The following is a 24,741-nucleotide window of genomic DNA, read 5'->3' as shown; positions in this document are numbered from 1 at the left end:
GCCGGCCGACGGGTCCCCCTCCCTGCCGGCCGGCCCGGTCCGGTCAGCGCGGTCCGTCGACGGTGCGCCCGAGGTGCTCGCGCTGCAGCACCGCCATCCGGTACGCGTCGTGGTAGCGGCCGCTGGCGAAGTACTCCTCGCGCAGCTCGCCCTCGACGACGAAACCGGTGCGTTCGTAGGCGCGCACGGCACGGGCGTTGTCGACGTCGACGACGAGGTACACCTTGTGCAGGTTCAGCACGCCGAAGGCGTAGTCGAGGGCCGCGGCGGTGGCGCGGGCGGCCAGACCCCGGCCCTGGAAGGCGGGGGCGACGATGATCTGGAACTCCGCGTTGCGGTGGATGTAGTCGATCTCCACCAGCTCGACCAGGCCGGCGCGCTCGCCCGCGCAGTCGATGATGAACCGCCGCTCGCGGTTGTCGTGCACGTGCCGGGCGAAGATCTCCTGCAGCTCGACGAGCGACTCGTAGGGCTCCTCGAACCAGTACGACATGATCCCGGAGTCGTTCGACAGCCCGTGGACGAACGGCAGGTCCTCGCGCTCGAGGGCGCGCAGCCGCATCTCGGGGGTGGGCGTACTCATGGGGCCTCCGCGGTCGGCGGACCCGGTGCCCGCCGACCCGGGAACCTACGAGGCCGGGGCGTTCAGCGCCCGGCGCGGGCCCGCTGCGGCGTGCAGGACGGACAGTCGCGCCACGGCAGGGCGCGCGCGTCGGCGGGCCGGGCCGCACCGCAGCGGCAGACGCCGGCGAGGCCGCCGAACCCGGGCATCGACTTGGTCGGACGTCCCGCGCGGACCAGGGTGCGGCCGGAAGCGGACGTGCGTGTGGGCAGGTAGAGGCGCATCAGGATCCCCGACGGTGTGTGGTGGAGAGTGCGGCGACCTGTGGGTCGCCGACAGACACATCGTCTTCACCCTACGAAACATGACGGACATAATCAGTGACCTCTGACACAGATCACCGCACCGGACCCGGCGACCCGACGGGTGGCCCTGACAGACTGCGCCGCATGGCTGGCTCCCCGCTGCTCCAGAACCTCTCCGGCACCGCCCGTACCGCGTACGAGCTGGGCAGCGGCACCGCCCGCGCCGCCGTGGCCCTGACCCGCTCGGGTGTCGTCCGCCCGCTCGGCCCCGGGAAGCTGTACGGGATGGGCCGGGCCCTGGTGCGCTACGGCAACAGCATCACCGCCGCGTTCGCCGTCGGAGCGGCCCGCCACCCGTACCGGCTCGCCGTCGTCGACGACGACGGGGTCACCACCTACGCCGAGCTGGAGGCCCGCACCGACAGCCTCGCGCTGGCGCTGCTCGACTCCGGTGCCGGGCCGGGCGCCCCGGTCGGCGTGCTGTGCCGCAACGCCCGCGCGCCGATCGAGGCGATGGTCGCGGCGGGCAAGGCGGGCGCCGACGTCGTGCTGGTGAACACCGGGCTCTCGGCCGAGCAGCTGCGCGGGGTGCAGGAGCAGCAGCAGCTGCACACCCTCGTCGCCGACCCGGACTTCCTCGACATCGTCCCGGACGGGCCGCGCGTCGTGCTGACCCGCACCCCGGACGGGCCGCGCCCCGCGGGCGACCGCGCGCTCGACGACCTCGAGGCGATGGTCGAGCGCGGCGGGCCGGGCGAGCTGCCGTTCAAGCCGGAGCCGTCCAAGCAGATCGTGCTGACCTCCGGCACCACCGGGACGCCGAAGGGCGCCAAGCGGCCGCACCCGTCGACCCTCGCCCCGGCGGCGTCGATCCTGTCGGCGATCCCGCTGCGCGCCGGTGAGCCGACGCACATCGCCGCGCCGCTGTTCCACACCTGGGGCAACGCGGGGCTGCTGCTCGCCTCGCTGCACGGCGCGACCGTCGTACTGCGCCGCAGGTTCACCCCCGAGGGGTTCCTCGACGCCGTGCGCGAGCGCCGGTGCACGACGGTGTTCGCGGTGCCGGTGATGCTCCAGCGCGTCCTGGAGTCCGAGGCCGAGGGCTGGGGCGACGACGAGGGCCCGCGGATCGTGGCCGTCTCCGGGTCGGCGCTGCCCGGCGGGCAGGCCAACCGGTTCATGGACCGCTTCGGCGACTGCCTCTACAACCTCTACGGCTCCACCGAGGTCTCCTGGGTCTCGATCGCCGGACCGGAGGACCTGCGCGACGCCCCCGGCACCGCGGGCCGCGCCCCGGCCGGGACCACCCTGGTCATCCTCGACGACGACGACCGGCCCGCCGCGGCAGGCGTCGACGGCCGGGTGTTCGTGGGCAACGACCTGCCGTTCGAGGGCTACACCGGCGGCGAGGACGGCCTGGAGGAGCGCGACGGGCTGCTCGGGACCGGCGACGTCGGACACCTCGACGAGCAGGGACGGCTGTTCCTCACCGGCCGGGCCGACGACATGATCGTCTCGGGCGGGGAGAACCTGCACCCGGGCCCGGTCGAGGAGCTCGTCTCGGGGATGGACGGGGTGCGCGAGGCCTGTGTGCTCGGGGTGGACGACGACGAGTACGGCCAGCGCTTCGCCGCCTGGGTGGTGCTCGAGCCGGGAGCCGACGTCACCGCGGACGCGATCCGCAGCCGGGTGAAGTCCGACCTCGAGAAGTTCGCCGCCCCACGGGACGTGCACTTCCTGGACGAGCTGCCGCGCAACCAGACCGGCAAGGTCCTGCGCACGGAGCTCCCCGGCCGGGAGTGACCCGACCGGGCGTCCCGGGTTGAAGTCAGGGAAACCTTCCCTAAGATGGCCCGATGACGGTCACCGCGGCACGTGGCGCACTCGGCGGTCCCCCCGCCGGGGCGCCCGCCGGGGGCTGTGCCGGGCTGAGCGAGGCCGTCGGCGAGCCGATGACCGGCACCGCGCCGCACGTGCGCCGCGTCGTCGCCGTCGAGCACATCGGGGCGTGGCCGCGGAAGGTCGCCGATCATCCGGACCCGGCGGTCACCGCGCTGTCCGACCGGCTCCGCGCCGACGACGTCGTCCTCCTGCTGATCCGCCGCCCCGGCCGCGAGGGCCGCTGCGACGCCGACGGCGACCGCACCGTCTACGTCGCCGACCTCGCCCCGGGCGGCTCGCGGGCGTGGTCGCGCACCGTGCGCGGCACCGACGACCTCGCCCGCATCGACCTCGACCCGGGCGCGGGCACCCCGGTCACCGATCCGGTGATGCTGGTGTGTGCGCACGGCAGGCGTGACGTCTGCTGCGCCGTCCGGGGCCGCGCGCTCGCCGGGGAACTGGCCGCCGAGGGCGCCGACGTCTGGGAGTGCACCCACCTGGGCGGGCACCGGTTCGCACCGACCGCGCTGGTGCTGCCCACCGGCTACGCCTACGGCCGCCTCGACACCGGCGGTGCGCTGGCCGCGCTGAAGGCCGCGGCCGGGGGCGGCGTCGACCCGTGGGGCTGCCGCGGGCACACCGGGCTGGACCCGGTCCGCCAGCTCGCCGAGCTCGCCGTGCGCGAGCACACCGGCATCGGCGACGCCGCAGCACTGCTCGTCGACGCCGTCGACGGTCCTGGGGACGTCACGGTCCGGTCCCGCGACGGCCGCGTCTGGACCGTGCCGGTGGTCCTCGACACGTCGCTGCCGCCGCGGCCGCCGTCGTGCGGGGCGGCCCTCGAGGCGGCGACGCCGCTGGTCGCCGGCACCCCCGTCGAGCACTAGCCGAACACGCGCTCCAGGGCGCGGGCCAGGCCGTCCTGCGCGACGGTGCCGGTGGACTCGTCGGCGTCGGCGTGCACCTGCGGCGGGGCCTGACCCATCGCGATCCCGCGGCCCGCCCAGCGCAGCATCGCGCGGTCGTTGTCGCCGTCGCCGACGGCGAGGACCTCGGAGCGGTCGACGCCGAGCCGGGCCGCGACCCGCGCGAGCCCGGACGCCTTGGACACCCCGGCCGGCACCAGCGTCACCCACGGCAGCTCGTGGTCCAGGGTCGGCTCGGTGCCGGGAACGTGCAGCCGGGCCGCGCGGGCGGCGGTCTCGTCCGGGTCGCGCCCCGGCCAGTACATGACGAGCTTGGGCGTCGGCTCGTCGAGCAGACCGGCGCGGCCGACCTCGGTCACGGTGCCGGCGAGCACGCCGTCCGGGAACGGGGCGCTGACCCGCTGCCCGACCCCGACGTGCTCGCAGGCGAACACCGCCCCCGGGAACAGCTCGGTCATCGCGTCGAGGGCCGCGGTCACGGCCTCGGGGGCGAGCCGCTCCATCGCCAGCACCCGGCGGGTCGCGGTCTCCATCTCGACCGCACCGTTGGAGGTCAGGGTGACGCCGTCGCGCAGCCCGATCGCGTCCAGCGCGCCGGCCACGCCGACGACGGTCCGGCCGGTGCACAGCATCACCTCGGCCCGGGTCCCGGCGAGCGCGATGGCATCGAGGACCGCGGGGCTCGGGGGCCTGCGCCCGTGGACGATGGTGCCGTCGATGTCGAGCGCGACGAGCCTGATCACGTGGTCGACCCTACGTCGAGCCGGAACCGTGCGACGCCGTCGCGGGTCCCGGTGGGGCGCATCCCGATCCGCTGCAGCACCCGCTCCGAGGCGGGGTTGCCGGGCTCGACGCCCGCGACCAGCGGGGACGCCCCGGCCGAGCGGGCCAGCGCGAGCAGCAGGCGGGCGGCCTCGACGGCGTAGCCGCGGCCGCGCCGGGACGGCACCACGCCGTAGCCGAGCTCGACGGCGGCCGGGCCGTCGTCGGGGGCGGGGAACAGGCCCGCGCCGCCGACGACCGTGCCGCCGTCGCGTTCGACGAGCAGCCGGTGCCCGAGCTCGCCCCAGCCCGGCCCGGCCGGATCGCGGGCGAGCAGCCGGGCGATCGTCCGGTCGCCCTCGGCGGGGAAGTCCGGCGCCCAGTCGCCGCGCCGGGTCCCGGCGACGACGGCCGCCGCGACCTCCGGGGTCCAGCCGGGCAGCAGCAGCCGTGGCCCGGCCAGGACCGACTCCGGGGTCGACGCGGGGACCGGCACGTCGCCGATCCTCCCCCACCCCGCACCGCGGCGCCGTCCCGCGTCGCACCACCCGCGTCCGCCCGGCGTCCCTGCGTCCTTGCGTCGATCAGTACATGAGGGCTGGCACGGCCCGGGCTCGCAGCGCTCAGGTACTGATCGACGGACCCGGGGTGACCGGCACAGGTGGTTCACAGGTCGATCACCGGTTCCGCACAGCGCGGCGGAGCAGCGTCGCCCGGGTGACGAGCACCCTGTCCCGGCCCCGGCCCGCCCCCGCACCGTCCCCGCCGCCGACCCGCCGGTGGCGGCACCTGCCGCTCGCGGTGCTGCTCGCCGCGACGGCCGCGCTGTACCTGTGGGGTCTGTCGGCCTCGGGCTGGGCCAACGCGTTCTACGCGGCGGCCGCGCAGGCGGGCGGGCAGAGCTGGTCGGCGTGGTTCTTCGGCGCCTCCGACGCGGCCGGCGGGATCACCGTCGACAAGGCGCCGGGGGCGCTGTGGCCGATCGGGCTGGCGGTGCGGCTGTTCGGGCTGTCGAGCTGGAGCGTGCTGGTGCCGCAGGCGCTGATGGGCGTCGGCGCGGTCGCGCTGCTGCACGCCGCGGTCCGGCGCGTCGCCGGGCCGGGGGCCGGGCTGGTGGCCGGGGCCGCGCTCGCGCTCACCCCGGTCGCGGTGCTGATGTTCCGCTTCGACAACCCCGACGCGATGCTCGTGCTCGTCCTGACCGGCGCCGCCTACTCCCTCACCCGGGCGGTCGAGCAGGGCCGCACCCGGTGGCTGGTGCTCGTCGGCCTCCTGGTCGGCTACGGCTTCCTCACCAAGATGCTGCAGGCGTTCCTGGTGCTGCCGGCGTTCTCCGCCGTGTGGCTGCTCGCCGCCCCGCTCGCCTGGTGGCCGCGGATCCGGGCGCTGCTCGTCGCCGGTGCCGCCCTGCTGGTCTCGGCGGGCTGGTGGGTGCTCGTCGTGGAGCTGTGGCCGGCCGCGGACCGGCCCTGGATCGGCGGCTCCCAGGGCGACAGCGTGCTGGAGCTGGTCTTCGGCTACAACGGCTTCGGCCGGCTCACCGGCGACGAGGTCGGCTCCGTCGGCGGCGGCGCGGGCGGACGTGCCGGTGGCTGGGGCGAGACCGGGCTGCTGCGGCTGTTCGGGTCGGAGATGGGCCGGGAGGCGTCCTGGCTGCTGCCCGCGGCGCTGGTGCTGCTCGGGGTCCTGCTGTGGTGGACCCGGCGGGCACCGCGCACCGACCCGCTGCGTGCGGCGACCGTGCTGTGGGGCGGCTGGTTGCTGGTCACCGGGCTGACGTTCAGCCTGATGGCCGGGATCGTGCACAGCTACTACACCGTCGCGCTGGCCCCGGCGGTCGCCGCGCTGGTCGGGATCGGCGGGGCGACGCTGTGGCGGGACCGTGCGTCCGCGGCCGCCCGCTGGTGGCTGGCCGCGGCGGTCGCGGCGACGGCGATGTGGGCGTACGCGCTGCTGCCCGCGGCCTGGCTGGGATGGCTGCGCCCGGCGATGCTCGTCGTCGGGCTCGGCGCGGCGCTCGCCCTGCTCGGGGTGCACCGGATGCCGCGGGTGCTGGCCACCGGGGTGCTCACCGCGGCGCTGCTGGCGGGGGCCGGTGGGACGACGGCCTGGGCGCTGGGGACGGCGGCGACCCCGCACACCGGCGCGATCCCGAGCTCCGGGCCGGAGGACTACGCGTCCGGACCGGGCGGGGGCCGGGGTGGCCCCGGCGGGATGCGCGGGCCGTGGGCCGGTTCCGGGGCCGGCGCCCCGGGTGGCGCATCCGGCCCGGCCGGAACCGTCACCGGTGGGGCCGTCGGGGCACCGGGCGCGGCCGGGGGCGGCGCGGCTGCGGGCTCGGCCGGGACCGGTGGGTCCGCGGGCGCACCGGGTGCCGCGACGGCGGGCGGGCCGGGCGGCCGGTGGGCCGGTGGCGGACCCACCCGGGGGCCGGGCGGTGCCGGCGGGCCGGGCGGCATCCTCAGCGCCCCCACGCCGTCGTCGCAGGTCACGGGGTTGATCGCGGCGGACGCGGACGACTTCACCTGGGCCGCGGCCACGGTGAGCTCCATGCAGGCGGCGGGCTACCAGCTCGCCTCGGGGGCACCGGTGCTCGCCGTCGGCGGATTCAACGGCACCGACCCCTACCCGACGCTCGCGCAGTTCCGGCAGATGGTGGCGCAGCACCGGATCCACTGGTTCATCGGTTCCGCGGGCAGCGACATGATCTCCACCGCCTCCGGCGGCAGCGACGACGCGCGCCTCATCGCCGAGTGGGTCGCGGCGACGTTCCCGGCCCGCACCGTCGACGGCGTCACCCTCCACGACCTGAGCGCGTCGTGACCCGGCGGGCGGCCGACCGGCTCACAGCCGACGCACAGGTCGATCACACGGCCACGACAGCGCAGGACCCGATCGTCGATCCCATGACCACAGTCGTCGCCGGCCCCGCCACCGGCACCCACCCGGGCCGTCCCGAGGCGCGTCCGTCCGACCGCGGCCGGACCGTGCTCGACATCGTCGTCCCCGTCTTCGACGAGGAGCGCGACCTGGAGTCCTCGGTGCGGCGCCTGCACGCGTTCCTCACCTCCGGGTTCCCCTACTCGTTCCGGATCACGGTCGCCGACAACGCCAGCACCGACGCCACCCCGGTGATCGCCGGGCGGCTGGCCGCCGAGATCCCCGAGGTCCGCACGGTGCGCCTGGAGCAGAAGGGCCGCGGCCGCGCCCTGCGCCGGGTCTGGTCGGACTCCGACGCCGATGTCCTCGCCTACTGCGACGTCGACCTGTCCACCGACCTCGGCGCGCTGCTCCCGCTCGTCGCCCCGCTCGTGTCCGGGCACTCCGACCTCGCGATCGGGACCCGGCTGGGTCGCGGCTCGCGGGTGGTGCGCGGCCCGAAGCGGGAGTTCATCTCGCGCAGCTACAACCTGATCCTGCGCGGCGCGCTCTCGGCCCGCTTCTCCGACGCCCAGTGCGGGTTCAAGGCGATCCGCTCCGACGTGGCGCGACGGCTGCTGCCGCTGGTCGAGGACACCGGCTGGTTCTTCGACACCGAGCTGCTGGTGCTGGCCGAGCGGTCCGGGCTGCGCATCCACGAGGTGCCCGTCGACTGGGTCGACGACCCGGACTCCAGCGTGGACATCGTGGCGACGGCCGTCGCGGACCTGAAGGGCGTGTGGCGGGTCGGCCGGGCACTGGCGACGGGTGCGCTGCCGCTCGCCGAGGTCCGCGCGCAGCTCGGGCGGGCGCCGCTGGCCCCGCCGGAGGTGCCCGGGGTGCCCCGGGCGATGCCGTTCCAGCTGGCCCGCTTCGCCGCGATCGGCGTCGCGTCGACGGTGGCGAACCTGCTGCTGTTCCTCGCGCTGCGCGGGATGCTCGGGCCGATCGCGGCGAACGTCGTCGCGCTGCTGGTCTGCGCGGTCGCCAACACCGCGCTGAACCGGCGGTTCACCTTCGGGGTCCGTGGCCGGGACCGCGCGGTCACCCACCAGTTCCAGGGGCTGATCGTGTTCGCGCTCGGCCTCGTCCTGACCACCGGCGCCCTCGCCGTGCTCGGCGCCGTCGCACCCGGCGCGCACCTGGCCGTCGAGGCCGCGGTGATCGTCGGGGCCAACCTGGTCGCGACGGTGCTGCGCTTCGTCCTGTTCCGCTCCTGGGTGTTCCGCACCCGGTCCACCACCGCACCGCTCGAGAAGGCGACCGCCGCATGACCAGCACCCTCGACCGGTTCCCCACCCGGGCCGACCCTCCCCCGCCCCCGTCCGACGGTCCGCGCCGCTGGACCCGGCCCGTCCCGGTCGCCGCGCTGCTCGTCGCGACGGGCGCGTTCTACCTGTGGAACCTGGGCGCCTCGGGCTGGGCCAACTCCTTCTACGCCGCCGCGGTGCAGGCCGGGGCGAACGACTGGACGGCGTTCTTCTTCGGCTCCCTCGACCCGGCGAACGCGATCACCGTCGACAAGCCGCCCGCGTCGCTGTGGCCGATGGAGATCTCCGCACGGATCTTCGGGTTCTCACCCTGGAGCCTGCTGGTTCCGCAGGCGCTGATGGGCGTCGCCGCGGTCGGGCTGCTGTACGCCGCGGTGCGCCGCGTGTCCGGGCACGGCGCCGGGCTGCTCGCCGGGGCGCTGCTGGCGCTCACGCCCGTCGCGGCGCTGATGTTCCGCTTCGACAACCCCGACGCGCTGCTGACGCTGCTGCTCGTCGCGGCGGCGTACCTGCTGGTCCGGGGCCTGGAGGACGGCCGGACCCGGTGGATCGCCGCGGTCGGGCTGGTGCTCGGGTTCGCGTTCCTGACCAAGTCGCTGCAGGCGTTCCTGGTGCTGCCCGGTCTGGCCCTGGCCTGGCTGTGGGCCGCGCCCGGCCGTCCGTGGCGACGGGTGTGGCAGCTGCTCGTCGGCGGTGCCGGGATCGTCGTCGGCGCCGGCTGGTGGCTGCTCGCCGTCGCGCTGTGGCCGGTCGACGCCCGCCCGTACATCGGCGGGTCCGGCGACGACACCCCGCTCGGCCTGGCCTTCGGCTACAACGGGCTGGGCCGGATCGTCGGCGGCGAGGGCGGCCGCGGCCGTGACACCGTGGGCGACGCCGCGGCCGGTGCGTTCCCGGGTGGCGCCCCCGCCGGTGGCGGCATGCCGCCGGGTGGTCCGGGTGGTGGGAGCTTCGGCGGTCAGGCCGGGTTCCTGCGGATGTTCGAGACGTCGTTCGGCACCCAGGTCTCCTGGCTGCTCCCGGCCGCGCTGCTGCTGCTCGTCGCGGCGCTGGTGCTGCGCGGCCGCGCGGTGCGCACCGACGCCGTCCGCGGCTCGCTGCTCGTGTGGGGCGGCTGGACGCTGGTGACGGTGCTGGTGCTGTCGTTCATGGAGGGGATCGTCCACCCCTACTACACGGTCGCGCTGGCGCCCGGGATCGCGGCGCTGGTCGCGGTCGGCGGTCGCGAGCTGCTGGGGCACCGGGACGTCCGGTGGGTCCGCGGGGTGCTCGCCGTCGCCGTCGCCGGGACCGCGGTGTGGGCGTTCGTGATGCTCGGCTGGTCGCCGCAGTTCCTGCCCTGGCTGCGCTGGGTGGTGCTGGTGGCGGGCGTCGTGGCCGGCGCGGCCCTGCTGGTCCCCGCCCGCGGACGGCGGTGGCTCGCCGTGGCACTCGGCGTCGCGGTCCTGAGCGGGGTCGCCGCCCCCGCGGCCTACGCGGTCCAGACCGTGGCGACCCCGCACGAGGGCTCCATCCCGACCGCCGGGCCGGAGGTCGCCGGAGGCGACCGGGGCCCGGGCGGGTTCCGCGACCGGCGGGGCGACCGGGACCGGGGCCTCGACGGGACCGGCGCGGCGGCTCCCGGCGGCCCCGGGTTCCCGGCCGATCCCGCCACCGGCGACGGCGGGCTCCCGGCCGGTACCGACCCCTCGACCGGCGGCGGCGGGTTCCCGGCCGGTTCCGGTCAGGGCCGAATGCCGCAGGGCGACGCGGGCGGGCCGGGCGGGATGTTCGGCGGCCCGGGATCCGAGCGGACCAGCGCGCAGGTCGTCGCGCTGCTGCGGGACGCGGGTCCTGCCCGCTGGGCCGCGGCGACGATCGGCTCGCAGGGCGCGGCGTCGATGATGCTCGCCGCGGGCGGGGACACCGCCGTCATGGCGATCGGCGGCTTCTCCGGCAGCGACCCCTCCCCCACCCTGGAGCAGTTCCGGCAGTACGTCGCGCAGGGCGAGGTCCGGTACTTCGTCAGCGGCGGCGAGCGGGGCGGCCCCGGCGGTGGTCGCGGCGGCACCGGGGCGGAGATCGCCGCCTGGGTCGCGCAGCACTACACCGCGACGACCGTCGACGGCACCACCGTCTACGACCTGTCCGCACCGGCCCACTGACCGTCGTCGCCCGCCGAGTGGCACACCTCGTACCCGGACCCGGATCCCGGACGCACGTGGTGTGCCACTCGGCGGCACCCTCGGTCGGCCACGCCCCCTCGGTCGGCCACGCCCCCACTTTCGGCCACAGTGGGATCTCCGACGGCGTGCTCGGATGCTCCCGCCGGGTGCCGTTCGGCAGAGTGGGACCATGACCGCCACCGGCCCCCGCACCGGCGACCCCGGACCCGGGGTCCCGACCGACGCGCTGCCGCTCCCGTTGCGCCCACCCGCGAACCGGGTCGACCCCCGCGCGATCTGGTGGTGGCGGCTCTCGGCGGTGCCGGTCCCGCTCGTGCTGCTCGCCGGCCAGGTCGTCGCGTGGTTCCTGCTGCCCGCGGTCCCGTGGCACGGGGTGCTGATCGCGACCGTGGTGCTGACGGTGCTGTGGCTGCTGGTCGGGACGCTCGTCGTGCCCGGCCTGCGGTACCGGCTGCACCGCTGGGAGGTGACCGAGGACGCCGTCTACACCCGGTCGGGCTGGCTGGTGCGGGAGTGGCGGATCGCGCCGATCCCGCGGGTGCAGACCGTCGACACCGAGCACGGCCCGCTGCAGCAGGCGCTGCGCCTGGCGACGGTGACCGTCACGACCGCGTCGGCCCGCGGCCCGGTCCGCATCGCCGGGCTCGACGCCGACGCCGCCGCCGAGCTCGCCCGCCGGCTCACCGAGACGACCGGGCGGCACAGCGGGGACGCGACGTGACCGAGCCCGCACCCGTCGCACCCGCGGACGGCACCGGCACGACCCCCGACGAGGTCGGCTGGCGACGGCTGCCGGGCCGGATGCTGCTCGTCGGCCCGGCCACCGCGCTGCTGCGGCTGGCCCCCGCGCTGGTCGTGCTGGTCCTGTTCGGTGCGGGCAGCGGCAACTCCACCCAGGTCTGGATCGCGGGGGCGGCGGTCGTCGTCGCGGTCGCGGTGGGCGTCGTGCGCTGGCGCACCACCCGCTACCGGATCACCGACGAGCGCGTCGAGCTGCACAGCGGCCTGCTGAACCGGCAGCGCCGCTCGGTGCCGCGGGACCGGATCCGCACCGTCGACCTGACCGCACCGCTGCTGCACCGGCTCGTCGGGCTGTCGGTGGTGAAGGTCGGCTCCGGGCAGAGCGGGTCGGACGCGGGCCTCGACCTCGACGCCGTCACCACCGACGAGGCCGAACGGCTGCGCCGCGAGCTGCTCGCCCGCCCCGCCCCGGCACGTGGACCGGCCGCGGTCGCCGGCGGGACCGGGGCGGACCGGGCCCGGGTCGAGGGGGACGGTGCCGACGGCAACGGTGCCGACGGGGACGCGGCCGGCAGGAACGGGACCGTCGGCCCGGCGGATCCCGTCGAGCCCGCGGGCGAGGAGCTCGACCGGATCCACTGGTCCTCGCTGCGCTTCGCCCCGCTGACGGTCAGCTCGCTGGCCGCGATCGGTGCGCTGGCCGGCGCCGGCTGGAACGTGCTCAACGAGACCGGCCTCGACCCGCGCTCGCTGCCCGGCGCGGACACCGTCGCCGGGGAGCTGTCGGCCGCGCCGGTCTGGGCGACGGTGCTCGTCGCGGTCGGGCTCCTGCTGCTGGTCATGGTCGCCGGCAGCATCGTGCTGTTCGTGGAGCGCTGGTGGGACTACCGGCTCAGCCGCGAGCCCGACGGCACGCTGCGGGTGCGACGCGGCCTGCTGACCAAGCGGTCGCTGTCGGTGTCCGAGCAGCGGCTGCGCGGGGTGACGGTGTCCGAGCCGCTGCTGGTGCGTGCCCTGGGCGGCGGGGCCCAGGCCGGGGCGCTGACCGTCGGGCTCGCCGGGGAGGACAAGGACTCCGGCGGTGGCGCACTCGGCCCGCCGGTGCGCCGCGCGCACGCCCACGCCGTCGCCGCGACGGCCGCACGCGCGACCGGCCCGGTCACCGACGGCCCGCTGCGGGCGCACCCGGCGCGGGCCCGGACCCGGCGGCTGGTCCGCGCGGTCGGCCCGGCACTCGTCCCGGTCGCGGCGCTCGGGGCGCTCGCCTGGTTCGACGCCGCGGTGTGGCCGGTCGTGGTGGGGCCGATGGTGGTCGGCGCAACGCTGGTCCTGCTCGCCGTGCCGCTCGCGCTGGACCGCTACCGCGCCCTGGGTCACCGGCTCGACGAGCGCTACCTCGTCGCCCGGCACGGGTCGCTGCTGCGCACGACGACCGCGCTGCGCCGCGACGGCGTCATCGGATGGCGGGTGCGGCAGAGCCTGTTCCAGCGCCGCGCCGGGGTGCTGACGCTGGAGGCGACCACCGCCGCGGGCGGCGGGGCGGTGCAGGTGCTGGACCTCGACCCCGCCGACGCCGTCGCGCTGATGGCCGCGGTGACCCCGGACGCGGTCGCCCCGTTCCGGGTCTGACCCGTGGGTCAGCGACGCCGGCGGGTCCCGAACAGGCTGCGGGTGATCTCGCGGGTCACCGTGTTGGTGAGCTGACGTCCGGTCGGCGACTGCAGGAAGTCCCCGATCTTGGAGAAGAACCCGCCGCCCGGCGAGTCCTGCGGCGGGGGCGGGGGGGCCTGGCCCGGCTCCGGGGCGGGTGCCGGGGGCGCCTCGACCGGCGTCGCCTCGCCGCCCGGCCCGGCCGCGATGCTCGCGGTGAGCTTCTCGTAGGCGGACTCGCGGTCCACCATCTGGCCGTACTTCGCCTGCAGCGGTGAGGCGGCGGCGTCGGCGCGGACGTCGTCGACCGGCAGGGCCGCCATCAGCGAGCGCGGGGCCCGCAGCCGGGTCCAGGCGACCGGGGTGGGCGCGCCGCGCTCGGACAGCACCGTGACGACCGCCTCACCGGTGCCCAGCGAGGTCAGCGCCGACTCCAGGTCGTAGACGTCGGACTTCGGGTAGGTCCGCACCGTGCGCGACAGCGCCTTCTGGTCGTCCGGGGTGAAGGCCCGCAGCGCGTGCTGGATCCGCGCGCCCAGCTGGGACAGCACCTCGTTCGGCACGTCGGTGGGCAGCTGGGTGCAGAAGAACACGCCGACGCCCTTGGACCGGATGAGCTTGACGGTCTGCTCGATGCGGTCGAGGAACGCCTTCGAGGCGTCGGTGAACAGCAGGTGCGCCTCATCGAAGAAGAACACCAGCTTGGGCCGGTCGAGGTCGCCCGCCTCGGGCAGCTCCTCGTACAGCTCGGCGAGCAGCCACATCAGGAACGTGGAGAACAGCACCGGGTTCGCGGCGCGTTCGGCCAGCTCCAGCAGGGTGACGACGCCCTTGCCGTCGATCTGACGCATCAGGTCGGCGGGGTCGAACTCGGGCTCGCCGAAGAACTCCTCGCCGCCCTGGGCCTCCAGGTTGACCAGCGCGCGCAGGATGACCCCGGCCGTCGCCGGGGAGACCCCGCCGATGCCCTTGAGGTCGGCCTTGCCCTGGTCGGAGGTGAGGTGCTGGATGACCGCGCGCAGGTCCTTGGTGTCGAGCAGCGGCAGCCCGCGCTGGTCGGCCCAGTGGAAGATCAGGCCGAGGGTGGACTCCTGGGTGGCGTTGAGGCCGAGCACCTTGGCCAGCAGGATCGGGCCGAACTGGGTCAGCGTCGCCCGCACCGGGACGGCGACGCCGCCGTCGCCCAGCGACAGGAACTGCACCGGGTAGGCGGTCGGGATCCAGTCGTCGCCGGTGTCGGTCGCGCGGGCGGTGACCTTGTCGCCCGGCTCCCCCGCGCGGGCCATGCCGGACAGGTCGCCCTTGACGTCGGCGAGCAGGACGGGGACCCCGGCGTCGGACAGCTGCCCGGCCAGGGCCTGCAGGGTCTTGGTCTTGCCGGTGCCGGTCGCCCCGGCCACCAGACCGTGCCGGTTCAGCGTCGCGAGGGGGATGCGGACCCGCGCCTGCGGGTCGCACACCCCGTCGACCAGGACGGTGCCGAGCTCGAGCGCGGCACCGTCGGTGGCGTATCCGGCGGCGATGGTGCGGGCAGGTGTGTCGTCAGCCACGGCGCGAGCCTAGGGCACTCCCCCGACGGTGACGGCCGAGGCTCGCGCCGGTCGCGACGACGTCACCTAGGCTGTGACGATGACCGATCGGCTGGTGTGGATCGACTGCGAGATGACCGGGCTGGATCTGGGCTCCGACGCCCTGATCGAGATCGCGGCACTGGTCACCGACGGCGACCTCAACATCCTCGGTGAGGGCGTCGACGTGGTGATCGCCTGTGACGACGCGAAGCTCGACGCGATGCCCGACGTCGTGCGCGACATGCACGCCCGGTCCGGGCTGACCGAGGAGGTCCGGCGCGCGACGGTCACGATCGAGCAGGCCGAGAAGATGGTGCTCGACTACGTCCGCACCCACGTCCCGGACGCCCGCTCGGCGCCGCTGGCGGGCAACTCGATCGCGACCGACCGCGGCTTCATCGCCCGGGACATGACCGAGCTCGACGGGTACCTGCACTACCGGATGATCGACGTCAGCTCGGTGAAGGAGCTGGCGCGGCGCTGGTTCCCGCGGGTGTTCTACGCGAAGCCGGAGAAGGGCCTCGCGCACCGCGCGCTCGCCGACATCCGCGAGTCGATCCGCGAGCTGGCCTACTACCGGCAGGCGCTGTTCGTGGCCCCGCCCGGTCCGACGACCGAGCAGGCGCAGGCCGCGGCGGCCGCGGTCGCGCACGTCGCGGCGCCCCCGGAGGGCGGTACGACCCCCGCCTGACACCCCCCGGAGCGGGCGGGCTACAGTAGTCCAGCGCTTCCGGGAGTGCCCGGGAGAACGCATGGTGGGTGTAGCTCAGTTGGTAGAGCACCTGGTTGTGGTCCAGGGGGCCGCGGGTTCAAGTCCCGTCACTCACCCGGTCGCCGCCTCGGCGATCGATCCCACCGCACGTTCGGGATCGATCCTCCGTGCGTGGGCGAGGCACGACAACTCCACACGCGCCGTTAGCTCAATTGGCAGAGCAGCTGGCTCTTAACCAGCGGGTTCGGGGTTCGAGTCCCTGACGGCGCACGCAGGACCACAACTGAACACATGCGCCGTTAGCTCAATTGGCAGAGCAGCTGGCTCTTAACCAGCGGGTTCGGGGTTCAAGTCCCTGACGGCGCACCATGTGACCCGCAGGGGGTAGGACGTCATCGTCCTACCCCCTGCGGCGTTCGCGGTCGGCACCGCGTTCGGACGGCTCCCGTCAGACCTCGCCGGAGAGGTCGACCGTGACCTTCCCGCCCCGCTGGTCGCGGGCGGCCTCGAGCGCGTGCTGGGTGTCCTCGAGCCGGTAGACCGGCTCGAGGAACGGGGTCACGTCGACGGCACCGGAGTGGATGAGGTCCACGGCCTCGCGGAACGCGGTGAGGCCCGGCTCGAGCTGGGTGCTGTGGTTGTGCTCGATGGACGGTTGCTTGGCCCAGGCCTCCGCGAAGTCCCAGGGCGTCGGCCCGCTGGGCCGCTCCGGGAAACCGAAGTGCCCGATCCGGCCCTGCGGCCGGACGGCGCGCAGGCACTGGATGCGCGTCTCGTCGTAGCCCGCGGCCTCGATGACCAGGTCGGCCCCCACGCCGCCGGTCATCTCGGCGACGGCGTCCACGAACGGGGTCTGCGCGACGTCCACTGCGGCGTCCACCGTGAACGCGGCCGCGAGCGCCACCCGCGACGGCGCCTTGTCGGCGATGAGCACGGAGCTGAACCCCGCCCGGCGGGCCAGCTGGGTGAAGAACAACCCGGCCGAACCGGCCCCGCAGATCGCCACCGAGCGCCCTTCGCCGCTGCCCATGGTCGAGGGCCAGAACCGGCGCATGGCGTAGATCGTGGTGCCCAGCTGCTGGGCCATCAGCAGCCGGTCGAGGTCCCCGCCCGGGGGCAGGGTGACCAGCGAACGCTCGGAGACGACCTGCCACTGCGCGAAGCAGCCCGCCGCGTGCGGGACCGGCGCCACGAGGACCGCGTCGCCGGGGGCGAACCCGGCCGAGCGGGACCGCTCCACCACGCCGACGCCCTCGTGGCCGGGGAAGCCGGGCGGGGCCGGGTACTCGCCCGCGTAGAAGCCGTCGAAGACGACGTGGAGATCGCTTCCGCAGATCGAGGCGCGGTGCGTACGGACGAGCACCTCGCCCTCCCCGGGCTCCGGGATCGGGACCTCGACGGTCTCGAGACGTCCCGGAGCCACCATCTGTGCTGCGCGCACGGTTCCCCCTCAGCCCTGGTAGGTGGCGTAGTCGAAGGTCGAGTAGGCCTTCTCCCGGGTGGTGACGAACTCCAGGAGCGCCGGTGTGCCGTCCTCGGTCGCGGCGACGGCCTTGCGGAGGGCGGGCACGATCTCGGCGGGCGTGGCGACGCGCTCGGCGTGCAGGCCGAAGGCCCGCGCCATCTCCGCGTACTCGCCGGTGATGTCGGTGCTGGCGAAGCGCTCGCGGGAGGTGGCCATGATCCGGTCCTCCATCGCCATGGCGGAGTTGTTGAACAGGATCGACAGGACCGGGATGCCGGCGCGCGCGCAGGTCTCGAGGTCCATGCCCGTCATGCCGATGGCGGCGTCGCCCCACACGTTGATGCACAGCCGCTCGGGCTGCGCGAGCTTGGCACCCATCGCCAGGCCGAGGCCGTAGCCGAGCTGGGTGGACTTCCCCCAGCCCAGGTAGCTGTGGGGGGCCACCGACCGCCAGAACGGGGTCAGCTCGTCCCGCGGGCTCCCCGCGTCGTGGGTGATCGTGGTCCGCTCGACGTCGACGGTGTGCAGGAGGTCCCAGATCACGCGGTAGGGCGACAGCGGGGTCGCGGTGCTGGTCAGCAGCGGCCGCCACTGTTCGAGCCACGGGTCGTTCTGCGCCCTGATCCGTGCCGCCACCTCCCCGGCGCGGCCGCGGGGACGGTCGAGACGGTCGGCGACCGCCTCGAGCAGGAGGTCGAGGGCGAGCGCGGTGTCCCCCAGCAGGGCGTGCTCGGCCGGGATGTTCTTGTCCAGGTCGCCGGGGTCGGCGGTGTTGTGGACGAAGGACTTGCCCGCGGTGGGGAACCGGATCCCGAACGGGGTCGCGGAGAAGCTGGCCCCGACACCGAACACGACGTCGGAGTCCCGCACGTGCTCGAACACCGCCCTCGGCATCGCGACCCCGCCCGAGCCCAGTGCGAGCGGGTGGGTCTCGGGGAACGCGCTCTTCCCCTCGATGCTGGTGGTCACCGGCGCCTCGAGGAGCTCCGCCAGCTCGCGCAGCTGCCGCCACGCCTTCGCGCGGTGCACGCCCTGGCCCGCGTAGAGCAGCGGCCGGTCGGCGTCGACCAGCGCGCGGGCCGCGGCCTCCACCGACCCGGTGTCGGGCGCCGACCGCGCGCGGCGCGACGGCGTGTAGGTCTCCAGGCCCGGCGCCGCCTCGTCCCAGACGTCCGCCGGGATCTCGACGAGCACCGGCCCGGGTCGGCCGTTGCGGGCCTGGGCGAACGCGCGGCGCAGCGCCGGGACGAGCCCGGCACCCGTCGTGACCTGCTCGGTCGCCTTCGTCACGTGCCGGAAGTTCAGCGCCGCGTTGAACGCGGGCGGGACCCATGTCTCGGCCCGGGGCGCTCCCCCCGGGATGACGACGAGCGGGACACCCTCGGCGTAGGCCTGCGCGACGGCACCGAACGCGTTCTCGACACCCGGCCCCGACTGCATGCAGGTCACGCCGACGGTGTCGCCGAGCCGGCTGATCGCGTCCGCCATGTGGACGCCGACCCGCTCCTGCCGGACGATCACCGGACGGATCCCCAGGCCCGCCGCCGCCTCGATGAGCGGGTTCAGCGGGTAGGCGGGTAGGTGGGTCACCCCCTCGGACCGGAGGATCTCGGCCGCCGCGGCCGCGACGGTGGGTTCGGACCGGGTCGGTTCGGTCACCACGGATTCACCAGTGCCCTTCGCTGATCGGGAGACGACGGGGAGGTCCGCCGTCGGTCGTGCGGAACGCGGTCACCGCGGCACGGAGGTCTCGGCGTGCTGCGGCGGCCCCGGTCGGTCGAACACCGTGGCACCGCGTTCCTGCTCGGCCTGGTTGTCCGGGCCGAGATCGATGTCGGGCCGGTCACGGAGCAGGACGCAGGCGATCGTCGCGAGGCCGAACATGCCCAGCAGGTAGAAGGCCACCGCGTACAGGGTCCCGGTGGACTGCAGCACGGCCGAGGCGATGAGCGGGGCGAACGCACCGCCCATGATCGAGCCGACGGCGAAGGAGATGGCGACACCCGAGTACCGCACCGACGCCGGGAAGAGCTCCGTGTACCAGGCCGCCTGCCCGCCGAAGGCGAGGCCGGAACCGAAGGTGAACAGGGAGACCCCGACGAACAGCAGCCAGACGCTCCCGGTCGACACCAGGGCGAACATCGGGAAGACCGCCAGGATCAGACAGCCGTAGCCGATCAGGTTGATCCGCCTGCGGCCGATGCGGTCGGCGAGCACCCCCGCGGCGTACGTGGTGAACGCCCAGACCACCGCCGCGCCCGTGATCGCCAGCAGCACCGACGTCCGGTCGAGCCCGAAGGGTCCGTCCGGGTCGGTCGTGTAGCTCGAGAGGAAGCCGCCCATGGTCACGTAGCCCCCGGCGTTGTTGCCCGCCATGATCAGCGCGGCGAGCAGCACGAGCGCCCAGTGCCTGCGGAACAGCTCGACGACCGGGGTCTTGCTGCGGGCCCGCTTCGCGGCCATCTCGGTGAAGACCGGGCTCTCGTCGACGGAGAGCCGCACGACGAAGCCGATCACGATCAGCACCACGCTGAACAGGAACGGGATCCGCCACCCCCAGTCGAGGAAGGCCTGGCCGGGCGAGATCACGCCGGTCATCAGGGCCGTGACGCCGGAGGCGAGGATCATGCCGAGCGGCGACCCGAGCTGGGGGAAGGCGCCCGCGCGGCCGCGCCACCCGCGTGGTGCGTGCTCGACCGCCATCAGCACGGCGCCTCCCCATTCGCCACCTGCGGCGATGCCCTGGAGGATGCGCAGGAGCAGCAGGAGGACGGGGGCGAGCACGCCCGCGGTCTCGAACGTCGGCAACAGGCCGATGGCCGTGGTCGCCCCGCCCATGAGGACCAGCGTCACGACCAGCATCGTGCGCCGGCCGACGCGGTCGCCGAAGTGGCCCGAGAGGAACGCGCCCAGCGGCCGGAAGACGAAGCTGATGCCGATGGTGGCGAAGGACAGGAGCTGGGCGACACCGGCCCCCGCGGGTGCGAAGAACACCTGGGAGAAGACCAGCGAGGCGATGGTCGCGTAGATGAAGAAGTCGTAGAGCTCGATCGTGGTCCCGATGAGTGTCGCGAAGGCGACCCGTCGGGACTGGCGTTCGGACATCGCGGAGGCCGGCTCGCTCATGTTGCTCCTCTTCACTGAGGTGGCACGACGACGCCCCACTCCGGCGCCGCAACGATGCTTGCAAGGAGCATCCGAGAGGGGCCACCGAGCAATGACCGATCACGCCCGGTGGAGCCGCCGCGCACGGTCGAGACGGATGACGTACTCCCCGTGCCCGTCAGCGGCGGCCGCCGGCGGCGGGGACGGCGGAGGTCGCATCGCGTTCCGGGTCCCAGCGGATCACGGTCGCCACCAGGGCCCCGGCGGCGGGGACGAGCGCGGTCACCAGGATCGCGCCGCCCGCACCGACCGTCTCCTGCAGCAGCGGGTAGCAGAACAGGCCGACGGCCGCGGCACCCGAGGCCAGGGCCATCGTCACGCCGGTTCCGAGCGTCCGCAGCCTGCTCGGGTAGGCGTAGGTCGCCAGGCTCGATCCCCCGGAGGCCGCGCCGCCGGCATGGAAGAGCAGGAACGCCGCGGGCAGGGCGAACGCCGCCCACAGCGGGAGCCGGGTGAGGAACCCGCCGAGCAGCAGGAGCGACGCGCACACCCCCACGAATCCCACCTGCAGGCAGCGGCGGATCCGGAACCGGGTGGCCAGCCACCCCGACGCCATCCCACCGACCACGCCGAACAGGTTGAACACGACCGCACCGAGGGTCGCCGCCGCGAAGTCCTCGCCGAAGATCACGAGGGCGATCACCGGCAGGTACCACCCGATGGCGTAGTACTGCAGCCCCTGGGCGGTGTGCGCGATCATCGCCAGGATCGAGCGCGACCGGAGCCGTCCGGCGAAGAGGTCGGGCAGGTCGCCGATGCGGGCGTCGGTGCGCTCGGGGACGGTCGCGTCGGGTGCGACCTCGACGCGGACCCGCCAGACGTCGGACAGCACCGCGGCGGCGTCGGCCCACCGGCCACGGGAGGCGAGCCACCGCGGTGACTCGGGCAGGTAGCGGATCTGCAGCACCGCGAGCAGCAGCGCGATCACGACGAATGACGTAGGGGCCACCGGCCGAGGATCCGCACCGGTCCGGTCATTCGCGCATTACCGCGTTCCGGGCCCGTGCCTAGCGTCGTGCTCGGCGCCGTCGTGGACGCGCGGTGGCCGGTCCCGATCGGCCGAGGAAGGCGATGGCTGCAGCGATGGCTGACGAGGAACGACCCTCCGTACCGGTGGTCGGTGCCCACTCCGGTGACGTCGTCCGGCGCGCGGGCGGCGCGCTCGTCGGCGGTGTCGTCCCGGGCGCGGCTGCGGGAAGGGCCACCCCGTTCTTCGCGATGCTCGTCGCGGCCTGCCTCCTCGTGGTGGTGGCCGCGCCGGTGCCGGACCGGCGCGTCCCCGCACGACGGGTCACCCCGTGACGTCGCCGCAGACCGTCGGTGGGCTCCTGACCCGTGCCGCCGCCGACGCTCCGGACCGACGGGCCCTCACCGTCCCCGACGGGGCGGGCAGCTGGACGTTCTCGCAACTGCTGCGCGACGCTCGTGCCGTTGCCCACGGGCTCCTGAGCGAGCATCAGCCGGGTGACCGGGTCGCCACGATGGTGCCGAACGGCGCGGACGCCGTGCTGCTGCAGCTCGGGACCGCCCTGGCCGGGATGACCCTCGTCCCCCTGAACGTCCGGACGACCCCGGACGAGATCGACCATGCCCTGCGGCTGTCGGGCGCGGCGGTCCTGTACACCGCCGACGAGGCGGACCGGGCCGGAGCGCACACAGGCGCCCCGATCCGCGCCCTGGGCTCGTGGCACGAGGTCGCCCGCGAGGGCGGGGCCGAGCTGCCGGAGGTGATGCCACGGTCGCTCGCGCAGATCCAGCTCACCTCGGGCACCACCGGGCGCCCGAAGGGCGTCCGCATCCGGCACGACGCGAGCGTCGTGACCGCGCGGAGCTTCGCGTCGAGACTGGGGTCGCCGGCCGGCTCGGTGTGGGTCAACCCGATGCCGCTGTTCCACACCGCGGGCAACGTGCTCGGCACACTCGGCGCTCTCTCCGTCCTCGCCGAACAGGTCGTCCTGGCCTTCGAACCGGCTGCGGTGCTCCGCGCCGCCGCGCAGCACCGGGCGTCCCTCCTCGCCGCGGCGCCCACGCTCCTGCACATGCTGCGGACGCACCCGGACTTCGGCGGAGCCGACCTCACCGCGCTCCGCGTGATCTACACGGGCGGATCCACCATGACGGCGGACTTCCTCAGCTCGGTGGAGACGTCGTTCGGAGCACGCGTCTCGGTGGCCTTCGGGATGACCGAGACCTGTGGAGCGGCCCTCCAGACCGCTCCGTTCGACGACGCCGACGAGACCCGGTGGAGCACGGTCGGGATCCCACTGCCCGGCACCGAGGCCAGGGTCGTCGACCCCTCGGGCGTCCCGGCCCCGCCCGGCTCCCCCGGTGAGCTCCTGCTGCGTGGACCGGGAGTCACCGACGGGTACCACGACGACACCGCCGCCACGGCCGCGGCGTTCGACGAGGACGGATGGCTCCGCACCGGCGACCTCGCCACCGTCGACGGCGCGGGGCGCTACCGCATCGTCGGCCGCTCGAAGGAGCTGATCAAGTCCGGCGGGGAGAACGTGAGTCCCGTCGAGGTCGAGACCGTCCTCGAGGCGGACCCGGCTGTCGAGCGGGCCGCCGTCGTGGGGCTTCCGGACGACCGGTGGGGCGAGGTCGTCGTGGCGTTCGTCGTGCCGTCGGCCGGACGGGCCGGGAGTCTCCGGACCGAGGCCCTCGAGACGCACTGCCGTCGGCACCTGAGCCGGTTCAAGGTGCCCCGACGCTGGTTCGTCGTCGGCGAGCTGCCGCTCACCGGGTCCGGCAAGGTCCGCCGGGCCGAGCTGCGCCGACTGGCCCGGGAGGACGTGTGACCTCCGGGGCCCCGTCGATGGCTGCACTCCTCACCGACCTCGACGCCGAACGCGAGGCGGTCGCCGACCTCGTCCGGAAGGCGGGCGAGCCCGGATGGCGGATCCCGACGCCGGCGGCGGGATGGGACGTCCGGGACCAGATCGCCCACCTGACCGTCAGCGACGAGTGCGCCCTCCTCGCGCTCACGGACCCCCGGGGGTTCGCCCGACTCCGCGAGAGCGCGGCGCTCGACCCCGCCGGGTTCGAGCGCCGCGGTCTCGACGGTGCCCGCGCGGAGCCGGCGCCCGCCGTGGCCGCGTGGCGGGCGGTGGGGTCGCGGCTCCGCACGGCCTTCCTCGGTGTCCCGGCGGACGGACGAGTCGGCTGGTTCGGGCCGTCCATGAGCCCGTTGAGCCTGGCGACGGCGCGGCTGATGGAGACCTGGGCCCACGGTTGGGACATCGGGACCGCGACCGGCCTCGGCTGCGCGCCGACCGACCGGCTGCGGCACGTGGCGGGCCTCGGCGTCCGCGCACGGGCCTACGGTTACGTGATCCGTGACCGCCCGGTCCCCTCGGCTCCCGTCCGGGTGCGCCTGCGGCTGCCGTCCGGGAGACCGTGGGTCTCCGGTCCGCCGGAGGCGGCCGACGAGATCGCGGGGCCCGCCGAGGACTTCTGTCTGGTGCTCGCCCGCCGACGCAGGTGGGAGGACACCGGGCTCACCGTCACCGGTTCCGACGCCACCGAGTGGATGCGGATCGGACAGATGTTCGCCGGCCCACCGGGGCCGCCACCGGGAACGACGGGCTCGCCATGACCGCGCCCCACCGGGCCCGGACCGACCCGGTGGCAACGGGCGGCCGGTACGAGGCCGTCGGCGGGCCGCGCGCTCAGGTCCGCAGCGCGACGATGATCGGCCGCAGCTCCTCCACGAAGGACTCGGCGGGACCCGTCAGCGCTCCGCCGCGCCTGCGGAACACCCCGAACCGGCGCGCCCGGGTTCCGCCCGGCACGTGGAGGGACTCGATCGTCCCGGCCCGGCGCTCGGCGGAGAAGAGCGGCCGGGGCATGACGCTGAGGAATCCCGCGTCGGCCACCAGCGCCTTCAGCGCGACCACCGAGCGGGTCGTCACGGTGATCCGCGGCTCGTCGAGTCCGGCGCGGCGGAAGATCTCGGTGAGGGCACGGCGGGGAGCCGTCCGCGCCGGCGGCATCGCCCAGCGCCGGTCCACGAGGTCGGCGAGCTCCACCCCCGGCTCGGCGCGCAGCGGGTGCCCGGTCGCGGCGACCACCGTGACGTGGTCCTGCCAGCGCAGGCTGCCCACGACGGCGATCCGCTCGTCCGCGTCGAGCTCACCGCCGACGGCGACGTCGATCTCGGCTGCCGCCAGCGCCTCGACCAGCACGTCCTCGACCCCTTCGAGGACGTGGACCTCCAGCCCCGGGTGCCGGACCAGCAGCGCGTCGACGGCCCGCGGGACCAGGTGGGCGATCACCGACCCGACGCTGCCCACCCGCAGCGTGCCCCGGCCCCGGCCCTGCATGGTGTGGATCTCCTCCACGGCGCGCTGCGCCTCCTCCTCGATGGCGCGGGCCCGCGGGGCCAGCGCGCGACCGTACTCGGTCAGCCGCATACCGGTGCTGTGCCGCTCGAACAGCGGTGCGCCGAGCGCCACCTCCAACCGGCGCAGCGACCGGCTCACCGCGGGCTGGGTCAGGCCGAGGTCGGCGGCCGCCCGCCCGACGCCCCCGTGTTCGGCCACCGCCAGGAAGGCCCGCAGCTGCCCTGCCTCGAAGGTCATGCCCAGAGGTTATGAGTTCCGGCAGCTCTATGCATTGGTTGCCTGTCCGCGATCCAGGATCCT

General features: G+C 75.0%; 21 protein-coding genes and 3 tRNA genes. 14 read left to right on the top strand and 10 right to left on the bottom strand.

All coding sequences use genetic code 11. The features are described from left to right. Positions 1-43: 43 nt before the first annotated feature. The gene (gene speG, locus ND486_RS25280) at positions 44-583 is read right to left on the bottom strand and encodes a spermidine N1-acetyltransferase (protein ID WP_226355640.1); all 540 of its coding nucleotides are present in this window, start codon (positions 581-583) and stop codon (positions 44-46) included. A 62-nt stretch (positions 584-645) separates the two neighbouring features. Beyond that, positions 646-846: a hypothetical protein gene (locus ND486_RS25275; protein WP_062400862.1), complete on the bottom strand. Its 201-nt coding sequence runs from the start codon at positions 844-846 to the stop codon at positions 646-648. Positions 847-1,011: 165 nt separating this feature from the next. Between ND486_RS25275 and ND486_RS25270 the strand changes: the two genes are divergently transcribed. Together ND486_RS25270 and ND486_RS25265 are read left to right on the top strand one after the other, a co-directional pair. Next, entirely contained in the window at positions 1,012-2,670 is a 1,659-nt protein-coding gene (locus ND486_RS25270; protein ID WP_251786872.1) for an AMP-binding protein, read from the top strand. 53 nt (positions 2,671-2,723) lie between these two features. Then, the gene (locus tag ND486_RS25265; protein ID WP_251786871.1) at positions 2,724-3,635 is read left to right on the top strand and encodes a sucrase ferredoxin; all 912 of its coding nucleotides are present in this window, start codon (positions 2,724-2,726) and stop codon (positions 3,633-3,635) included. Here ND486_RS25265 and ND486_RS29930 read toward each other — a convergent pair. Then, positions 3,632-4,417: an HAD family hydrolase gene (locus tag ND486_RS29930; RefSeq protein WP_251786870.1), complete on the bottom strand. Its 786-nt coding sequence runs from the start codon at positions 4,415-4,417 to the stop codon at positions 3,632-3,634. The genes ND486_RS25265 and ND486_RS29930 overlap by 4 nt on opposite strands. Continuing rightward, positions 4,414-4,932 carry a GNAT family N-acetyltransferase gene (locus tag ND486_RS25255; protein ID WP_251786869.1) on the bottom strand — a complete coding sequence of 173 codons (519 nt, stop codon included), beginning with the start codon at positions 4,930-4,932 and terminating at the stop codon, positions 4,414-4,416. The genes ND486_RS29930 and ND486_RS25255 overlap by 4 nt, the downstream gene beginning before the upstream one ends. Before the next feature lie 221 nt (positions 4,933-5,153). On the opposite strand from ND486_RS25255, the gene ND486_RS25250 reads away from it, so the two are divergent. From ND486_RS25250 to ND486_RS29375, 5 genes are all read left to right on the top strand, one after another. Then, complete coding sequence (locus ND486_RS25250; protein WP_251786868.1) at positions 5,154-7,259, top strand: glycosyltransferase family 39 protein; 2,106 nt, start codon at positions 5,154-5,156, stop codon at positions 7,257-7,259. A gap of 83 nt (positions 7,260-7,342) precedes the next feature. Continuing rightward, positions 7,343-8,629, top strand: a complete 1,287-nt coding sequence (locus ND486_RS25245) for a bifunctional glycosyltransferase family 2/GtrA family protein (protein WP_251786867.1) — start codon at positions 7,343-7,345, stop codon at positions 8,627-8,629. Continuing rightward, entirely contained in the window at positions 8,626-10,770 is a 2,145-nt protein-coding gene (locus ND486_RS25240) for a glycosyltransferase family 39 protein (protein ID WP_251786866.1), read from the top strand. Before ND486_RS25245 ends, ND486_RS25240 begins: the two co-directional genes overlap by 4 nt. A gap of 190 nt (positions 10,771-10,960) precedes the next feature. Further along, on the top strand, positions 10,961-11,512 hold the full coding sequence (locus ND486_RS25235; protein ID WP_251786865.1) for a PH domain-containing protein: 552 nt from the start codon (positions 10,961-10,963) through the stop codon (positions 11,510-11,512). Beyond that, positions 11,509-13,161 carry a PH domain-containing protein gene (locus tag ND486_RS29375; protein WP_308215882.1) on the top strand — a complete coding sequence of 551 codons (1,653 nt, stop codon included), beginning with the start codon at positions 11,509-11,511 and terminating at the stop codon, positions 13,159-13,161. The genes ND486_RS25235 and ND486_RS29375 overlap by 4 nt, the downstream gene beginning before the upstream one ends. Before the next feature lie 8 nt (positions 13,162-13,169). Here ND486_RS29375 and ND486_RS25220 read toward each other — a convergent pair whose 3' ends face one another. Further along, positions 13,170-14,732: a helicase HerA-like domain-containing protein gene (locus ND486_RS25220; protein WP_251786864.1), complete on the bottom strand. Its 1,563-nt coding sequence runs from the start codon at positions 14,730-14,732 to the stop codon at positions 13,170-13,172. Between the two features lie 79 nt (positions 14,733-14,811). Between ND486_RS25220 and orn the strand changes: the two genes are divergently transcribed. The 4 genes from orn to ND486_RS25200 all read left to right on the top strand — a co-directional run bounded on the left by orn (position 14,812) and on the right by ND486_RS25200 (position 15,834). Then, positions 14,812-15,444, top strand: a complete 633-nt coding sequence (gene orn / locus ND486_RS25215; protein WP_208821361.1) for an oligoribonuclease — start codon at positions 14,812-14,814, stop codon at positions 15,442-15,444. A gap of 64 nt (positions 15,445-15,508) precedes the next feature. Beyond that, positions 15,509-15,581: transfer RNA gene (locus ND486_RS25210), tRNA-His, on the top strand. Between the two features lie 81 nt (positions 15,582-15,662). Continuing rightward, positions 15,663-15,735: transfer RNA gene (locus ND486_RS25205), tRNA-Lys, on the top strand. Positions 15,736-15,758: 23 nt separating this feature from the next. Next, positions 15,759-15,834, top strand: a tRNA-Lys gene (locus ND486_RS25200). A gap of 79 nt (positions 15,835-15,913) precedes the next feature. On the opposite strand, the gene ND486_RS25195 is transcribed toward ND486_RS25200, so the two are convergent. The 4 genes from ND486_RS25195 to ND486_RS25180 all read right to left on the bottom strand — a co-directional run bounded on the left by ND486_RS25195 (position 15,914) and on the right by ND486_RS25180 (position 21,044). Continuing rightward, positions 15,914-16,906, bottom strand: a complete 993-nt coding sequence (locus ND486_RS25195; protein WP_251786863.1) for a zinc-binding dehydrogenase — start codon at positions 16,904-16,906, stop codon at positions 15,914-15,916. 9 nt (positions 16,907-16,915) lie between these two features. Continuing rightward, a complete protein-coding gene (locus ND486_RS25190) occupies positions 16,916-18,589 on the bottom strand; it encodes a thiamine pyrophosphate-requiring protein (protein WP_251786862.1) in 1,674 nt (557 codons plus the stop codon). Positions 18,590-18,661: 72 nt separating this feature from the next. Next, positions 18,662-20,056: an MFS transporter gene (locus tag ND486_RS25185; RefSeq protein WP_251786861.1), complete on the bottom strand. Its 1,395-nt coding sequence runs from the start codon at positions 20,054-20,056 to the stop codon at positions 18,662-18,664. Between the two features lie 157 nt (positions 20,057-20,213). Continuing rightward, positions 20,214-21,044: an MFS transporter gene (locus tag ND486_RS25180; protein WP_251786860.1), complete on the bottom strand. Its 831-nt coding sequence runs from the start codon at positions 21,042-21,044 to the stop codon at positions 20,214-20,216. A gap of 164 nt (positions 21,045-21,208) precedes the next feature. On the opposite strand from ND486_RS25180, the gene ND486_RS25175 reads away from it, so the two are divergent. Genes ND486_RS25175 through ND486_RS25165 form a run of 3 tightly spaced genes read left to right on the top strand, consistent with a single transcriptional unit; the run spans position 21,209 to position 23,693 of the window. Further along, complete coding sequence (locus tag ND486_RS25175) at positions 21,209-21,397, top strand: hypothetical protein (protein WP_251786859.1); 189 nt, start codon at positions 21,209-21,211, stop codon at positions 21,395-21,397. Continuing rightward, entirely contained in the window at positions 21,394-22,896 is a 1,503-nt protein-coding gene (locus ND486_RS25170) for a class I adenylate-forming enzyme family protein (protein WP_251786858.1), read from the top strand. Before ND486_RS25175 ends, ND486_RS25170 begins: the two co-directional genes overlap by 4 nt. Positions 22,897-22,913: 17 nt before the next feature. Continuing rightward, positions 22,914-23,693, top strand: coding sequence for a TIGR03084 family metal-binding protein (locus ND486_RS25165; protein WP_251786857.1), 780 nt, complete (start codon positions 22,914-22,916; stop codon positions 23,691-23,693). 73 nt (positions 23,694-23,766) lie between these two features. Here ND486_RS25165 and ND486_RS25160 read toward each other — a convergent pair whose 3' ends face one another. Then, entirely contained in the window at positions 23,767-24,678 is a 912-nt protein-coding gene (locus ND486_RS25160) for a LysR family transcriptional regulator (protein ID WP_251786856.1), read from the bottom strand. Between the last annotated feature and the right edge of the window lie 63 nt (positions 24,679-24,741).

The sequence above is a fragment of the Pseudonocardia sp. DR1-2 genome (assembly GCF_023717215.1).
GTDB lineage: Bacteria > Actinomycetota > Actinomycetes > Mycobacteriales > Pseudonocardiaceae > Pseudonocardia > Pseudonocardia alni.
The sequence above is the reverse complement of the archived record's forward strand: the minus strand, read 5'-3'. Positions and strand labels throughout refer to the sequence as shown.

What these genes read in the sequence shown, in the direction of transcription:
- ND486_RS25275 (WP_062400862.1), bottom strand. Translation starts at nt 846, where the DNA reads ATGCGCCTCTACCTGCCCACACGCACGTCCGCTTCCGGCCGCACCCTG.
- orn (WP_208821361.1), top strand. Translation starts at nt 14,812, where the DNA reads ATGACCGATCGGCTGGTGTGGATCGACTGCGAGATGACCGGGCTGGAT.
- ND486_RS25160 (WP_251786856.1), bottom strand. Translation starts at nt 24,678, where the DNA reads ATGACCTTCGAGGCAGGGCAGCTGCGGGCCTTCCTGGCGGTGGCCGAA.
- ND486_RS25245 (WP_251786867.1), top strand. Translation starts at nt 7,343, where the DNA reads ATGACCACAGTCGTCGCCGGCCCCGCCACCGGCACCCACCCGGGCCGT.
- ND486_RS25165 (WP_251786857.1), top strand. Translation starts at nt 22,914, where the DNA reads ATGGCTGCACTCCTCACCGACCTCGACGCCGAACGCGAGGCGGTCGCC.
- ND486_RS25185 (WP_251786861.1), bottom strand. Translation starts at nt 20,056, where the DNA reads ATGAGCGAGCCGGCCTCCGCGATGTCCGAACGCCAGTCCCGACGGGTC.
- ND486_RS25240 (WP_251786866.1), top strand. Translation starts at nt 8,626, where the DNA reads ATGACCAGCACCCTCGACCGGTTCCCCACCCGGGCCGACCCTCCCCCG.
- speG (WP_226355640.1), bottom strand. Translation starts at nt 583, where the DNA reads ATGAGTACGCCCACCCCCGAGATGCGGCTGCGCGCCCTCGAGCGCGAG.
- ND486_RS25270 (WP_251786872.1), top strand. Translation starts at nt 1,012, where the DNA reads ATGGCTGGCTCCCCGCTGCTCCAGAACCTCTCCGGCACCGCCCGTACC.
- ND486_RS25235 (WP_251786865.1), top strand. Translation starts at nt 10,961, where the DNA reads ATGACCGCCACCGGCCCCCGCACCGGCGACCCCGGACCCGGGGTCCCG.
- ND486_RS25265 (WP_251786871.1), top strand. Translation starts at nt 2,724, where the DNA reads ATGACGGTCACCGCGGCACGTGGCGCACTCGGCGGTCCCCCCGCCGGG.